We start from the raw sequence: 13,837 nt of genomic DNA on the forward strand, positions 1-13,837 counted from the left end.
GGGAAGGCGCCCTCGGGGTGGAGCATGAACGACGGGGGGCACTCAAGCCCAGATGTCACCTATGGTGAAGCCCTCGGTGAAGGGATCGTCGTGGTCCAGCACGAAGGTGTTGATTCCGTAGATCCAGCTCTTGCCGGTGATGGTGGGGACCACCGCCTTGCGCTCGCCGATGCGGGTTTCCTCGATCAGCCGGCCGGTGTAGATGTTGCCGACGATGCCCTGGTGGCGGAAGTCCCGGTCCAGCGGCAGCTCGCCCTTGGCGTGCAGGGTGGCCATCTTGGCGCAGGTGCCGGTGCCGCAGGGGCAGCGGTCCAGCGCGCCGGTCCAGGTCGCCGGGTCGTCCCAGGAGAACTCGCCCGAGGCCATGGTCACCACGTTCTTCCAGTCGGCCCTGGGGTCGTCGCTGGGCCCGGACAATTGCGAGATGGTGATGCCGATGCCCGGGTAGTCGGGGTGCGCCACCGGCAGTTGCTCGATGGCCGCCTGGCGGATCATCGAGGAGATACGGGCGATCTCGGCGCCGTGCTGCGGGATCAGTTCCAGGCCCTTGAACTGGCGGACGTCGGCGATGACGTAGAACATCCCGCCCCAGCCCACGTCGACCCTGACCTTGCCCAGGTGCGGCACGTCGATGGTCGCGTCCAGGTGCGCGGCGAAGGCCGGCACGTTCTGGAAGGTGACGCCCTTGACCTTGCCGTCCTTGCACTCGGCCTTCACCCGGATCAGCCCGGCGGGGGCCTCCAGCACCAGTTCGGTGACCGGTTCGCGCATCGGCAGCATGCCCATCTCCAGCAGCACGGTCACCACCGAGATGGTGTTGCCGCCGGACATCACCGGGTACTCGATCTGCTCCATGATGATGTAGCCGGCGTCGGCTTCCGGGTGCGTCGGCGGCACTATGATGTTGCAGCAGTGCGCCGGGTAGCCCCGCGGCTCGCGCAGCATCAGCTTGCGCAACTGGTCGTCGTTTTCCTCCAGCCACTTCATCTTCTCGTAGACGCTGTTGCCGGGGATGTGCGGGACGCCGCCGGTGATGACGCGCATGGGCGTGCCGGCGTGGGTGTCCACCGCGTGGATCGTTCTCTTGAATGCCATCTTTTCTACCTGTACGTCTGCGGGCGGGGCCCGGGGTCGAGGTTCCGTCCGACGGCAGGAGGCCCGCCATGCGCGGGCCCGTGCTGCCTGTCGGCCGGGTTCAGTAGCTGAGCGAGCTGGCCTGGTGCAGGTCCAGGGAACGGGTTTCCGGGGCCATCAGCCAGGTGACGAAGAGGCCCACCATGGAGACGCCGAAGGCCACGAACATGGTGTTGGCGATGCCGATGCCGTCCAGCGACAGGGGCACCAGGTAGGTGCCGACGGCCGCGCCGATGCGCGACAGCGAGGTCGCCAGGCCCACCGCCGAACCGCGGATGGAGGTGGGGAACAGCTCGTTGGGGTACACGTACTGCAGCACCTGGGCGCCGCCGATGAACAGCGCGTAGCTGCCGAACAGCACCAGCGTGAGCAGGGCCGCGCCGTCCGGGCACAGGCCCAGCAGCAACAGGGCCAGGCCCGACCAGAGGAAGCTGTGCATGAGCATGTTGCGCCGGCCCAGCGGGTTGATCAGGCGGACGCCCAGCAGGCAGCCGAAGACGAACATCACGGTGATGGCCACCGCGCCCCAGGCCGCCAGCTCGCCGGTCAGGCCCATGGTGCTGAGGATTTTCGGGGCGAAGGCGTAGATGGCGAACTGCGGGATAATCGAGCAGGTCCAGAAGATGCTGACGAAGAAGATGCGCTTGCCGTAGTTGGAGTGGAACAGCGACCAGACCGAGACGTGCTGCTCCGGGGTCTTCTCCGGCAGGTTGCGCACCGAGTACTGCTCGCCATAGACCTTCTTGATCACCTGGTCGGCCTCCTGCACGCGGCCCTTGCTCAGCAGCCAGCGGGCCGACTCGGGGGTGCCGGCGCGCATGACCAGGAACAGCACCGCCGGCACCACCGCGCTGGCCAGGGCCCAGCGCCAGGCGTCCGGGCCGGCGCTGCGCAGGATCAGCTCGCCGGCGATGTAGGCCACGGCGGCGCCGACGAACCACATCATCACCAGGCTGGCGAGGATGGAGCCGCGCTGTTTCTTCGGCAGGAACTCGGCCAGCAGGGAAGTGGCCAGCGGGTGGTCGGCGCCGATGGCGACGCCGAGCATCAGGCGCAGGGCGATCAGCGACCAGGCGGAGGCGACCCAGAACTGGCACAGGGAGAACAGCGCCAGGACCACCAGCACCAGCACGTACAGCGTCTTGCGCCCGAGCCGGTCGGTGAACAGGCCGCCGACGAAGCCGCCGAAGAACATGCCCACCAGCGAGGCCGCGGCGATCATGCCTTCCTGCAACGAACTCAGCTGCAGCGCCTGGCTCAGTTGCACCATCACCACGCCGATGATGCTCAGTATGTAGCCGTCGAGGAATGGGGCGCCGGAAGAATAGATCGCCAGCTTCTTGTGGAAGCTGTTCAGCGATGCATCTTCCAATGAAATCTTGTGATTGTTGGACATGGAGCCTCCGTCAGCGCTCAGCATGCTTGTCCATGGGGGGCCGGACAAGGCTCGCCGGCGGAACAAACAGCTGTTTCTTGTTGGAATTGTTCAGTGGCTTTATCTGCACGAGTGCATCGGCCCGGCACGGCCACGGGAAGTCGCGCCGACGCTTGCCGGCGCGGCCCTGCATCCTTTCTTTTCCTGGCGTACAGATACGAACCACAGCCTGGTCAGCACTATCTCACCGAGGGCTTTGGCGGCCATATAACAGGCCTGACTACTTATAGGAGATTCCTTCTGGAGGGCTGCGGGCGCTCTGGCTCGCGGGCTGCAGGCCGCGCCGGGCGGGGCCTGCAGGGGGCGGGAAGGGTGCCGCGACGCCGGGCGCCGCGGCGTAATCCGCTAGGCCGGATCCTCGCCGGGTCGGGCGAACAGCTCGCCGGCCACCGCCCAGTCGCAGGGGCTGACGTTCTCGAAGACGACGTGGATCCACTGGCTGTCCATGCCGGTCTTCTCGGCCAGTACGCGGGTGAACTCCGCGGCGACTTCCGCCTTCACGGAGTCGCTCTTGTCATTGAACCAGGTGACGCGGATTACGGGCATGGGCAAGTTCCTCGGTTTGTCTGCCGTTGGTTCGGCGGGAGAGGGCATGATTCAGCGAGGCGTGAGTGCGGGATATAAGAACAAAGACAATTAATGCGATATTGAAAACGGCGGCCCGAAAATAAAAAACGCCAGTGGCGACTCCCGGTGCGCCACTGGCGGAAAGTTATCAGCTGAACTTGTGCCGAAGGCTCACTGGATATTCAGGCACAGGTATTTGATCTCCAGATAGTCCTCGATGCCGTACCTGGAACCTTCGCGGCCCAGGCCCGAGGCCTTGATGCCGCCGAAGGGCGCCACCTCGTTGGAGATCAGCCCGGTGTTGATGCCCACCATGCCGTATTCCAGGGCCTCGGCCACGCGGAACACGCGGCCCAGGTCGCGGGCGTAGAAGTAGGAGGCCAGGCCGAACTCGGTGTCGTTGGCCATGGCGATGACCTCGGCCTCGTCCTTGAAGCGGAACAGCGGCGCCAGCGGGCCGAAGGTCTCTTCCTTGGCGACGGCAGCGTCCTTCGGCACGTCGACCAGAATGGTCGGCTCGAAGAAGGTGCCGCCCAGGGCGTGGGGCTTGCCGCCGGCAACGACCTTGGCGCCCTTGCCCACGGCGTCGGCGATGTGTTCCTGAACCTTGGCCACGGCCTTGTAATCGATCAGCGGGCCGGTGGTCACGCCGTTCTCCAGGCCGTTGCCGATGTTCAGCTTGGCGACCGCCGCCTTGAGTTTCTCGACGAAGGCGTCGTACACGCCGTCCTGGATGTACAGGCGGTTGGCGCAGACGCAGGTCTGGCCATTGTTGCGGTACTTGGAGATCAGCGCGCCGTCCACGGCGGCATCCAGGTCGGCGTCGTCGAAGACGATGAAGGGCGCGTTGCCGCCCAGCTCCAGGGAGACCTTCTTGATGTCCTGGGCGCACTCGGCCATCAGTTGGCGGCCGATCTCGGTGGAGCCGGTGAAGCTCAGCTTTCGCACGATGGGGTTGCCGGTCAGCTCGCCGCCGACTTCGCCGGCGCTGCCGGTGACCACGCTGAACACGCCTTTCGGGATGCCGGCGCGCTCGGCCAGTTCGGCCAGGGCCAGGGCGGAATACGGCGTCTGCGAAGCGGGCTTGAGCACCATGGTGCAGCCGGCGGCCAGGGCCGGGCCGGCCTTGCGGGTGATCATCGCCGAGGGGAAGTTCCACGGGGTGATGGCGGCGGTGACGCCGATGGGCTGCTTGATCACCATCAGACGCTTGTCCGGCTGGTGGCCGGGGATCATGTCGCCGTAGACGCGCTTGGCTTCCTCGCCGAACCATTCGAAGAAGGACGCGGCATAGGCGATCTCGCCCTTGGCCTCGGCCAGCGGCTTGCCCTGTTCCTGGGTCAGCAGGCGGCCCAGGTCGTCCTGGTGCTCGATCATCAGTTCGAACCAGCGGCGCAGCTTGTTGGCGCGCTCCTTGGCGGTCAGCGCGCGCCAGGCCGGCAGGGCGCGGTCGGCGGCCTCGATGGCGCGGCGCGTCTCGGCGGCGCCCATCTTCGGCACGCTGCCGATGATCTCGTTGGTGGCCGGGTTGTTGACCTTGAGCGTCTGGCCGTTGTCGGCGTCCACCCAGGCGCCGTCGATGTAGGCCTGCTGGCGGAAGAGCGAAGGGTCTTTCAGTTGCATGCAATGCTCCTGTGGATTCGAGTGGGCGAAGGCTGGCCAGCGGCCCGGGGCGGGCCGCTGCGTCCATGGGGGTCAGACTTCCGAGCTGCGGGTTCTGAGCTCGATGTTGAGGATGCGGTCGTTCTCCGAGTAGTCCACCGGGCAGTCGATGACATGCACCCCGGGTGTGCTCAGGCAGCGCTCCAGCAGCGGCAGGAAGCCTTCCGCGCTTTCCACCCGGTGGCCCTGGGCGCCGTAGGCCCGGGCGTACTGCACGAAGTCCGGGTTGCCGTAGTCCAGGCCGAAGTCGCTGAAGCCCATGTTCGCCTGCTTCCAGCGGATCATCCCGTAGCCGTCGTCGCGCAGGATGACCACCGTGAGGTTCATCTCCAGGCGCACCGCGGTTTCCAGCTCCTGGCTGTTCATCATGAAGCCGCCGTCGCCGCATACCGCGAGGATGCGCCGCTGCGGGTACACCAGGTGCGCGGCCATGGCCGAGGGCAGGCCGGCGCCCATGGTCGCCAGGGCGTTGTCCAGCAGCACGGTGTTGGGCATGTGCGCCTTGTAGTTGCGGGCGAACCAGATCTTGTAGATGCCGTTGTCCAGGGCCACGATGCCGTCCGACGGCAGCGCGCGGCGCACGTCGGCCACCAGGCGCTGCGGGTACAGCGGGAAGCGCGCGTCGTCGGCGCCTTCGGCGACCTGGGCCTCGTTGGCCTCGCGGATCGCCAGCAGGCGGCCGAAGTCCCAGTGCGAGGTGTCGCGCAGCGCCTCGCCGATCTGCCACACGGCGTTGGCGATGTCGCCGATCACTTCCACCTGCGGGAAGTACACCGGGTCCACCTCGGCCGAGCGGAAGTTCACGTGGATCACCTCGGTGCCGCCGCGGACCATGAAGAACGGCGGCTTCTCGATCACGTCGTGGCCGATGTTGACGATCAGGTCGGCGGCCTCCACCGCGCGGTGCACGAAGTCGCCGGAGGACAGCGCGGCGTTACCGAGGAAGCGCGGGTGGCGCTCGTCCACCACGCCCTTGCCCATCTGGGTGGTGACGAAGGGGATGCCGGTCTTGTCGATCAGCTGCTTGAGGACCTTGGCGGTCATCTTGCGGTTGGCCCCGGCGCCGATCACCAGGATCGGGCTGCGCGCGGCCTGCAGTTTCTCCACCGCGGCCTCGATGGACTTGTGCTCGGCCAGCGGGCGGCGCGACAGGCTGCGCGGGATGGGCAGGCTGTCGGTCTGCTCGGCGGCGACGTCCTCGGGCAGCTCCAGGTGCACGGCGCCGGGCTTCTCTTCCTCGGCCAGGCGGAAGGCCTCGCGCACGCGGGAGGGGATGTTGTCGGCCGAGGCCAACTGGTGGGTGTACTTGGTCAGCGGCTGCATCATGCCGACCACGTCGAGGATCTGGAAGCGGCCCTGCTTGGACTTCTTGATCGGCTTCTGCCCGGTGATCATCAGCATCGGCATGCCGCCCAGGTAGGCGTAGGCGCCGGCGGTGACCAGGTTGGTGGCGCCGGGGCCGAGGGTGGACAGGCTGACGCCGGTCTTGCCGGTCAGGCGGCCGTAGGTGGCGGCCATGAAGCCGGCGGACTGCTCGTGGCGCGTCAGCACCAGCCTGATCGTCGACTTGCGCAGGGATTCCAGCAGGTCGAGGTTCTCCTCGCCGGGAATGCCGAAGACGTATTCGACGCCTTCGTTCTCCAGGCATTGCACAACCACATCGGCGGCCTTGGCCATCTTGCTTGCTACCTCGGTATTTCGGGGAGTGGAGGGTTGGGCGGCGCCGCCGGCGCGGCGCCACGCGGTGGAGCATAGGCCCGCTGGCGCGAAGGGCGCGGCGTTGCGCCAAACGGTCGCGGGCGGGGCGCTAGGCGCCGGGCCCGCTCGAGCGGGTCAGCAGCGCGTCCAGCACCACTTCGCAGGCGGCGCCCCAGTGGGCGTTGGCCTGCAGGTGGTTGAGCATGTCCAGCCCGTTGGCGGTGTAGGTGCCGGGCGTGGCGATGGCCTGGCCGAGTGTCCTGAGGTCGACGCCGGGGTGGTGGCGGGCGCTGGCGATGCAGTCCTGCATGTTGTCCAGCACCAGGCTGCGCGCCTTGTCGGCGGGCAGGCCCTTTTCCACCAGCCATTGCTGCAGGTCGTGGAGGAAGAAGTAGAACCAGCCGTTCATGCAGGCGGCCACGGTGGCCAGTTCGAAGTCGGCTTCCTCCTGCAGCACCACCAGGTGCCCGAGCGCTCGCAGCGCCCGCTCGGTGGCCGCATCCGGCGGGCAGACCACCACGGTGGACTGGTTGAACTGCGCCGCATAGGAAAGCATCGCCCGCACGCAGCGGGCCCCGGGGAAGTGCCCGGCCAGTTGCGCCAGGCCGACGCCGGCGACCAGCGAAACCAGCTTGCGCCCCGGCGGCACCCGCACCTCGTCGGCCAGCGCCGCCAGGGCGTCGGGGCGCACGCCGACGACCAGCAGTTCGGCCGCGTCGACCACCGCCTGGTTGCTGTCCATCACCTGCGCGCGGCAGTCCGCGGCCAGTTGGGCGGAGCGCTCGTGGTTGCGCGGCGACAGCAGGATGCGCCCGTCGAAACCGCTGCGGCGCAGGCCGCGCACGACCTTCTCGGTCAGCTCGCCGACGCCCAGTATGCCAAGGCTGTGCATGATTCCCCCCTTTGCCGCGGCACGCGCGGCGTGCCTGGCTCTCGATTCGATCGGTCCACTATCTCACCCGCGCGCCGGCTCGCCATATAACGACCGGGACAAGTGATAGGACGTTCGCGGCCGCGGGACCGGCGGGCAGGGGAGCTGGGCACGGCCGGCGTGGGCGGGCGAGGGGAAACCTGCTGGCAATCGTCCTTTTCGTTATAGGCGCCGGGCTGGCGCGCGCTCCAGAATTCGCCATCCGTTGTGAGAGCAGAACACCGTGAAAATACAAGAAACCCCTGCTGACGATAATGGCTGCGGCTGGTTCCACCTCAGCCCCCCGCGCACCCCGCGAGCCGCCCGCGGCGGCCAGGTGCGGGCGCGCTGGGCGGTGGTCGGGGCGGGCCTGACCGGGCTTGCCGCCGCGCGCCAACTGGCGTTGAACTTCCCGGCCGACGAGGTTGTGCTGCTGGAGGCCCAGGAGGTGGGCTTCGGCTCGTCCGGGCGCAACTCCGGTTTCGCCATCGACCTGCCCCATGACATAGGCGCGCCCGACTACATCGGCGATCCGGCCATTGCGCGGATGAGCCTGAAGCTGAACCTGTTCGCCCAGGGCGTGATCACCTCGCTGGTGGCGCGGCACGGCATCGACTGCCAGCTCAAGCCGGTGGGCAAGTACCAGGCGGCGGTGGAGGACAAGGGCCTGCGGGTGCTGGAAGCCTACAAGAGCGGCCTGGAGAAGCTCGGCCAGGCCTACCAGATCATCGAGGCCGACGCGCTGCCCGCGCACCTGGGCACTTCCTTCTACCGCCGCGCGCTGTACACCCCCGGTACCCTGCTGTTGCAGCCGGCGAGCCTGGTGAAGGGCCTGGCCGACAGCCTGCCGGCCAACGTCTCGCTGTTCGAGCGCTGCGCCGTCACCGAGGTGGACTACCGCGGGCCGATCACCCTGCGCCACGCCACGGGCAGCGTGGTCGCCGACAAGCTGGTGCTCGCCAACAACGCCTTCGCCACCCAGTTCGGCTTCCTCAAGGGGCGGCTGCTGCCGGTGTTCACCTACGCCAGCATGACCCGCCCGCTGAGCGAGGAAGAGCAGGCGCGGCTGGGCGGCAAGCCGGTCTGGGGCATCATCCCCGCCGACCCCTTCGGCAGCACCCTGCGGCGCACCCCGGACCAGCGCCTGCTGGTGCGCAACAGCTTCAGCTTCAACCCCAACGGCAAGATCGACGCGCGCCTGCTGGCACGGGCCGCGGCGGCCCAGCGGCGCTCCTTCGAGCATCGCTTCCCGATGCTGCCGGGCGTGGCGTTCGACTACACCTGGGGCGGCGCCATGGGCATGACGCGCAACCACGCCGGCCACTTCGGCGAGCTGGCGCCCAACGTCTACGGCGCGCTGGGCTGCAACGGCCTGGGCATCACCCGCGGCACCGGCACCGGCACGCTGCTGGCCGACTGGCTGGCCGGCCAGCGCAACGAACTGATCGACTTCCTGCTCGCCAGCGCGGGGCCCAGCCGCAACCCGCCGCAGCCGTTCCTGTCCCTCGGCGTCAACGCCAGCCTGTGCTGGGGCCAGCACTGCGCCGGCCTGGAAAGCTGACGGCGCGCAACCCTTACGAATCCGCCCGGGCAGGCCCCGGGCACCCCTTGAAGAGGAACCGAACCCATGGCCGTCAAACCGACCCTGATCAAGAACGCCGCGCAATCGCCCATGGGCGAACCGACCCCGGCCAAGCTGCCGGTCGGCGACCTTGTCGCCCAGGCCCGCCTGGGGCAGGACGTCACCCTGGAGGCGTCCTCCGCCTCGGTGGGCGTCTGGGAAAGCAGCCCGGGGGTATTCCGCCGGCACATCATGAACCGCGAGTTCAGCCACGTCGTTTCCGGCTGGTGCATCTTCACCCCCGACGGTGGCGAGCCGCTGGAGCTGCGCGCGGGCGACGCGGTGTTCTTCCCGGCCAACTGCGAAGGTGTGTGGGACATCCGCGAACCCTTCCGCAAGACCTACGTGATCTTCTGAGGCGCCGGCGCAGCATGATTACCCGTATTGACGCATCGCCCAGGGCCAGCAAACTGGTCATCGCCGGCGACAGGATCGAAACCTCGGGCCTGGTGGCCAACGACTGCGCGGCGGGCATCGCCGGGCAGACCCGCGACGTGCTGGCCCAGCTCGACGCCCTGCTGGCCAAGGCCGGCGTCGGCCGCGAAGGGCTGCTGCGGGTGCAGATCTGGCTCGCCGACATGCAGGACTTCGCGGCCATGAACGAGGTCTACGACGCCTGGGTCGGCGGCGTGCTGCAGCCGGCCCGCGCCTGCGTCGGCGCGCAGCTGGCCAGCCCCGACTACCGCATCGAGATCCAGGCCTGGGCGCAACGCTGATGATCGCCCGTCTCCCCGCCGAACCCCGGCTCGCCAAGGTCTATCGCGCGTTCCTGGAGCGCTTGCGCGCCGCCGGCTTCCGCGGCGAGATCACCCCGGACCAGGCGACGCGCACGGTGCTCGCCACCGACAACTCCATCTACCAGCGCCTGCCGCAGGCGGCGGTGTTCCCGCTGGATACGGCGGACGTCGTCTGCCTGGCCGAGCTGGCCGGCCGCGCCGAGTTCCGCGAGGTGTTGCTGGCCCCGCGCGGCGGCGGCACCGGCACCAACGGCCAGTCGCTGACCGAGGGCATAGTCGTCGACCTGTCCCGGCACCTGACGCGGATCCTCGAGATCGACCCCGAGCGGCGCTGGGTGCGGGTGCAGGGCGGGGTGGTCAAGGACCAGCTCAACGCCGCGCTGCGCCCCCACGGGCTGTTCTTCGCCCCTGAGCTGTCGACCTCCAGCCGCGCCACCCTCGGCGGCATGATCAACACCGACGCCAGCGGGCAGGGCAGCTGCACCTACGGCAAGACCCGCGACCACGTGCTGGAATTGCACAGCGTGCTGCTGGGCGGCGAAGTGCTGCACAGCGCGGCCATGGACGAACCGGCGCTGCAGGCGCAGATCGCCCGCGGCGACCGGCGCGCCGAGGTGCTGCGCTGCGCGCGCGACATCGCCGACAGCAAGGCCGAGCTGATCGCCGCCGGCTTTCCCAGGCTCAACCGCTGCCTGACCGGCTACGACCTGGCGCACCTGCGCGAGGCCGACGGGCGCTTCAACCTCAACAGCGTGCTGTGCGGTTCCGAAGGCACCCTGGGCTTCATCGTCGAAGCCAAGCTCAACGTGCTGCCGATCCCCCGTCATTCGGTGCTGGTCAACGTGCGCTACGCCAGCTTCATGAGCGCGCTGCGCGACGCCAAGGCGCTGATGGCGCTGCGGCCGCTGTCCATCGAGACGGTGGATTCCAAGGTGCTGCTGCTGGCCATGCGCGACATCGTCTGGCACGGCGTGGCCGAGTATTTCCCCGAGGATGCGGATACGCCGACCCTCGGCATCAACCTGATCGAATTCAGCGGCGACGACTGGCCCGAGCTGGAGCAGCGCGTCCACGCCTTCGTCGAGCACCTGCGCAGCGACACCTCCGTGCAGCGCCTGGGGCATACCCTGGCGATCGGCGACGAGGCGGTGAAGCGCGTCTACGCCATGCGCAAGCGCGCCGTCGGCCTGCTCGGCAACGTCGAGGGCCAGGCCCGGCCGCAGCCCTTCGTCGAGGACACGGCGGTGCCGCCGGAGCACCTGGCGGACTTCATCGCCGAGTTCCGCGCCCTGCTCGACGGCCACGGCCTGCAGTACGGCATGTTCGGCCACGTGGACGCCGGCGTGCTGCACGTGCGCCCGCTGCTGGACATGAAGGACGCGCGCCAGGCCGCGCTGATCCGTCCCATCTCCGATGGCGTGGCGGCCCTGACGCGCAAGTACGGCGGGTTGCTCTGGGGCGAGCACGGCAAGGGCCTGCGCTCGGAGTACGCGCCGGCCTACTTCGGCGAGCTGTACCCCGAGCTGCAGGCGCTGAAGGCGGCCTTCGACCCGTGGAACCAGCTCAACCCCGGGAAGATCGCCACACCGGCGAGCCTGCCGGAGGCACGGCTGACCGGCGTGGACGAGGTGACCCTGCGCGGCGAACTGGACCGCCGCATCGACGAGCGCGTCTGGCAGAGCTACGACACGGCCGTGCAGTGCAACGGCAACGGCGCCTGCTACAACTTCGACCCGGACGACGCCATGTGCCCGTCGTGGAAGGCCACCCGCGACCGCACGCAATCGCCCAAGGGGCGCGCCTCGCTGATCCGCGAGTGGCTGCGCCTGCAGGGTGAGCAGGGCGTCGACGTGCTGGCGCAGAGCGCGGCGATCCGCCGGGGCGGGCGGCCGCTGGCGCCGCTGTGGCGCTTGCGCAATGCCCTGGCCCGGCGCCTGGGCGAAAGCGACTTCTCCCACCAGGTGTACGACGCCATGGCCGGCTGCCTGGCGTGCAAGTCCTGCGCGGGGCAGTGCCCGGTGAAGGTCAACGTGCCGGAGTTCCGCTCGCGCTTCCTGGAGCTGTACCACGGCCGCTATGGGCGCCCGCTGAAGGACTACCTCATCGGCTCGCTGGAGTTCAGCATTCCCTTCTTCGCCCGCTTCCCGCGGCTGTACAACGCTTTGATGGACTTCGCCCCGGTGCGCCTGTTCCTCGCCCGGGTGGCCGGCATGGTCGACAGCCCGCTGCTCAGCCGCCTGGACTTCGACGCGGCCTGCGCGCGCTGGGACGTGCAACTGGCGACGCCCCGGCGCCTGGCCGGCCTGTCGGCGGCCGAACGCGAGCGCAGCGTGGTGTTCGTGCAGGACGCCTTCACCCGCTACTTCGAGACGGCGGTGGCCATCGACTGGATCGAGCTGGCCTCACGCCTGGGCTACCGCGTGTACCTGGCGCCCTTCGCCGCCAACGGCAAGCCGCTGCACGTGCAGGGCTTCCTCGGCGCCTTCGAGAAGGCCGCGCGGCGCAATGGCGGGGCGCTGGCGGCGCTGGCAGCGTGCGGCGTGCCCCTGGTCGGCCTCGACCCGGCCATGACCCTGGTGTACCGCCAGGAGTACGCCAAGCTGCTGGGCGAGGACACGCCCCGCGTGCAACTCATCCAGGAATGGCTGTGCGACGTGCTGCCGGCGACGCAAGCGCCGACGGGGGCGGAGCGGCCCGGCTACCGGCTGCTGGCCCATTGCACCGAGAAGACCAACGCCCCGGCCAGCGTCGGCCAGTGGCAGCGGGTGTTCGAGCGGCTGGGGCTGGAACTCACGGTGCTGGCCACGGGTTGCTGCGGCATGTCCGGCACCTATGGGCACGAGACGCGCAACCTGCAGACCTCCAGGGCCATCTACGCGCAGTCCTGGGGACGGTTGATCGCGGAGCATGGCGTGGAGGCGAACCTGCTGGCCGACGGCTACTCGTGCCGCAGCCAGGTCAAGCGCATGGAAGGCAAGGCCCTGCCGCACCCGCTGCAGGCCCTGCTGGCGCACGTGCGCGGCCGGGCGGCCGGGCAGGGCGCGGGCATCAGCCGCTGCGCGACGCCCACCAGCACACCAGGGAACCCAGGGTCACCATCAGCGTGCCCTGCCAGAAGCTCAGGCCCAGGGCGGTGCTGAGGATCACCGAGCTGAAGGCCGAGGACAGCACCGGCGCGGTGTAGGAGGTGGCGGCCAGCATCATCAGGTTGCCGGTGCGCAGCGCCTGGTTCCAGGCCGCGTAGCCCAGGGCGATGACCAGCGCCGTGGCCACCAGCAGCCCGGCCCCGCCGAGGCCGGGCATGGCCAGGGACTCGTCGCTGAAGGCGTACTTGATCCAGAGCACCGCGCTGGCCATGGCGAAGAAGGGCACGGTGCCGTCCTTGGTCGGCGCCATGCGCTTGGAGATGCAGCAGTACAGGGCCCAGACGCAGGCGCAGCCGACCCCCAGCCCGTAGCTCAGGGGGTTCTGCACGGCGTTGCGGGCGATGCTTTCCACCGACAGGCCCTGGCCGCCGCTGAGGATCCAGCCCACCCCCAGCAGCGACAGCGCCATCCCCGGGATCAGCCAGAGGCTGGCCCGCTGCAGCCGCAGCAGCGCGGCCAGCAGGACGGTCAGGCAGGGCCACAGGTGGTTGAGCATGGCCACCTCGATGGCCTGGGCGCGGTTCTGGGCGAAGGCCAGCGCCAGGAACAGGGCGATCTCGTAGGTGACGAACAGGCTCCCGACCACCACCAGGTAGCGCAGGCTGAAGTGCCGCAGCGAAGGCCAGCCCAGCAACAGGGCGAGGAAGAGCGTGGCCACCGTGTACATCAGGGCGGCGCCGCCGAGGGGGCCGAAGGCCTCGCTCATCAGGCGCATAAGCGAGGCCATGGTGCTCCAGAGCAGGATGGCGCCTATGCCCAGGAGGTTGCCTTTGGTTTGTTGCGACGCTGCGGCGGTGGTCATGCTGTGCCTTGATCGGAAAGCGGGAGGCGGGGCGTGGCTCGGCGGGCGCCGAGCCTGGCGTCAGGGGCCTTCCCTGGGATTGTGTGGGGGGAGCGGATGAGATGCGGGGTTGCCGTGCGCCTGCC

General features: G+C 69.0%; 12 protein-coding genes. 4 read left to right on the plus strand and 8 right to left on the minus strand.

The genetic code is table 11. The features are described 5' to 3' along the window. Positions 1-42: 42 nt before the first annotated feature. The 7 genes from IG194_RS27345 to IG194_RS27375 form a co-directional block, all read right to left on the minus strand. Entirely contained in the window at positions 43-1,095 is a 1,053-nt protein-coding gene (locus IG194_RS27345; RefSeq protein WP_058489343.1) for a proline racemase family protein, read from the minus strand. 100 nt (positions 1,096-1,195) lie between these two features. Then, positions 1,196-2,530 (minus strand): MFS transporter, encoded by a 1,335-nt coding sequence (locus IG194_RS27350; RefSeq protein ID WP_043266509.1) that lies wholly within the window; start codon positions 2,528-2,530, stop codon positions 1,196-1,198. Positions 2,531-2,540: 10 nt separating this feature from the next. Further along, entirely contained in the window at positions 2,541-2,702 is a 162-nt protein-coding gene (locus tag IG194_RS27355) for a hypothetical protein (RefSeq protein ID WP_009619750.1), read from the minus strand. Between the two features lie 212 nt (positions 2,703-2,914). After that, the gene (locus IG194_RS27360; RefSeq protein WP_009619751.1) at positions 2,915-3,115 is read right to left on the minus strand and encodes a tautomerase family protein; all 201 of its coding nucleotides are present in this window, start codon (positions 3,113-3,115) and stop codon (positions 2,915-2,917) included. 192 nt (positions 3,116-3,307) lie between these two features. Continuing rightward, a complete protein-coding gene (gabD, locus tag IG194_RS27365; protein ID WP_058489344.1) occupies positions 3,308-4,759 on the minus strand; it encodes an NADP-dependent succinate-semialdehyde dehydrogenase in 1,452 nt (483 codons plus the stop codon). Between the two features lie 72 nt (positions 4,760-4,831). Beyond that, positions 4,832-6,475, minus strand: coding sequence for an acetolactate synthase large subunit (locus tag IG194_RS27370; protein WP_043266505.1), 1,644 nt, complete (start codon positions 6,473-6,475; stop codon positions 4,832-4,834). A gap of 130 nt (positions 6,476-6,605) precedes the next feature. Next, positions 6,606-7,388 carry an NAD(P)-binding domain-containing protein gene (locus IG194_RS27375; RefSeq protein ID WP_009619754.1) on the minus strand — a complete coding sequence of 261 codons (783 nt, stop codon included), beginning with the start codon at positions 7,386-7,388 and terminating at the stop codon, positions 6,606-6,608. Between the two features lie 262 nt (positions 7,389-7,650). Here IG194_RS27375 and IG194_RS27380 point away from each other — a divergent pair, with 262 nt between their 5' ends. The 4 genes from IG194_RS27380 to IG194_RS27395 all read left to right on the plus strand — a co-directional run bounded on the left by IG194_RS27380 (position 7,651) and on the right by IG194_RS27395 (position 12,904). Further along, positions 7,651-8,967, plus strand: coding sequence for an NAD(P)/FAD-dependent oxidoreductase (locus tag IG194_RS27380; protein ID WP_058489345.1), 1,317 nt, complete (start codon positions 7,651-7,653; stop codon positions 8,965-8,967). 66 nt (positions 8,968-9,033) lie between these two features. Next, a complete protein-coding gene (locus tag IG194_RS27385; protein ID WP_009619756.1) occupies positions 9,034-9,384 on the plus strand; it encodes a cupin domain-containing protein in 351 nt (116 codons plus the stop codon). 14 nt (positions 9,385-9,398) lie between these two features. Further along, a complete protein-coding gene (locus tag IG194_RS27390) occupies positions 9,399-9,743 on the plus strand; it encodes a RidA family protein (protein ID WP_009619757.1) in 345 nt (114 codons plus the stop codon). Beyond that, complete coding sequence (locus IG194_RS27395; RefSeq protein WP_058489346.1) at positions 9,743-12,904, plus strand: FAD-binding and (Fe-S)-binding domain-containing protein; 3,162 nt, start codon at positions 9,743-9,745, stop codon at positions 12,902-12,904. The genes IG194_RS27390 and IG194_RS27395 overlap by 1 nt, the downstream gene beginning before the upstream one ends. On the opposite strand, the gene yddG is transcribed toward IG194_RS27395, so the two are convergent. Continuing rightward, the gene (yddG, locus tag IG194_RS27400) at positions 12,813-13,712 is read right to left on the minus strand and encodes an aromatic amino acid DMT transporter YddG (RefSeq protein WP_058489347.1); all 900 of its coding nucleotides are present in this window, start codon (positions 13,710-13,712) and stop codon (positions 12,813-12,815) included. The two genes, IG194_RS27395 and yddG, sit on opposite strands and share 92 nt — an antisense overlap. Between the last annotated feature and the right edge of the window lie 125 nt (positions 13,713-13,837).

It is taken from the genome of Pseudomonas sp. ADPe, assembly GCF_014843515.1.
Classification (GTDB): domain Bacteria; phylum Pseudomonadota; class Gammaproteobacteria; order Pseudomonadales; family Pseudomonadaceae; genus Pseudomonas; species Pseudomonas citronellolis.

Bases quoted from the DNA above. Each gene is read 5' to 3' on its own strand.
- IG194_RS27385 (WP_009619756.1), top strand. From the start codon at position 9,034: ATGGCCGTCAAACCGACCCTGATCAAGAACGCCGCGCAATCGCCCATG.
- gabD (WP_058489344.1), bottom strand. From the start codon at position 4,759: ATGCAACTGAAAGACCCTTCGCTCTTCCGCCAGCAGGCCTACATCGAC.
- IG194_RS27375 (WP_009619754.1), bottom strand. From the start codon at position 7,388: ATGCACAGCCTTGGCATACTGGGCGTCGGCGAGCTGACCGAGAAGGTC.
- IG194_RS27370 (WP_043266505.1), bottom strand. From the start codon at position 6,475: ATGGCCAAGGCCGCCGATGTGGTTGTGCAATGCCTGGAGAACGAAGGC.
- IG194_RS27350 (WP_043266509.1), bottom strand. From the start codon at position 2,530: ATGTCCAACAATCACAAGATTTCATTGGAAGATGCATCGCTGAACAGC.
- IG194_RS27395 (WP_058489346.1), top strand. From the start codon at position 9,743: ATGATCGCCCGTCTCCCCGCCGAACCCCGGCTCGCCAAGGTCTATCGC.
- IG194_RS27390 (WP_009619757.1), top strand. From the start codon at position 9,399: ATGATTACCCGTATTGACGCATCGCCCAGGGCCAGCAAACTGGTCATC.
- IG194_RS27345 (WP_058489343.1), bottom strand. From the start codon at position 1,095: ATGGCATTCAAGAGAACGATCCACGCGGTGGACACCCACGCCGGCACG.
- IG194_RS27360 (WP_009619751.1), bottom strand. From the start codon at position 3,115: ATGCCCGTAATCCGCGTCACCTGGTTCAATGACAAGAGCGACTCCGTG.
- IG194_RS27355 (WP_009619750.1), bottom strand. From the start codon at position 2,702: ATGCAGGGCCGCGCCGGCAAGCGTCGGCGCGACTTCCCGTGGCCGTGC.
- yddG (WP_058489347.1), bottom strand. From the start codon at position 13,712: ATGACCACCGCCGCAGCGTCGCAACAAACCAAAGGCAACCTCCTGGGC.